Annotated in this window: 1 protein-coding gene; it reads left to right on the top strand. The window is 57.3% G+C overall.

Translation table 11 applies throughout. The annotated features are described in order from the left end of the window. Window positions 1-248 (top strand): HAMP domain-containing protein (locus R0J92_RS25340; protein WP_411053720.1); only part of this gene is annotated, 248 nt, incomplete at both ends.

The raw sequence follows: 248 nt of genomic DNA on the forward strand, positions 1-248 counted from the left end.
GTGTCGACACGATCCGCGTTGATGCTGAATCTCAAGGCGATACCTTTACGCTTATCAACGCATTATCGGTAGGGCTGGCGCTGCTCGTGACGTTGGCGATTTATATGGGTCTGCGCCGTACGGTGATCGCACCGCTGAATAACGCGGTGCAGCGGCTTGATCGCATCGCTGAGGCAGACCTCACCCAGCCGCTACCTGAGGCCGGTAATAACGAGATTGGCCGCCTGTTTGCTGCTATGGCGACCATG

It is taken from the genome of Tritonibacter sp. SIMBA_163 (assembly GCF_046535935.1).
In the GTDB taxonomy this organism is placed as follows: Bacteria; Pseudomonadota; Alphaproteobacteria; order Rhodobacterales; family Rhodobacteraceae; genus Epibacterium; species Epibacterium scottomollicae.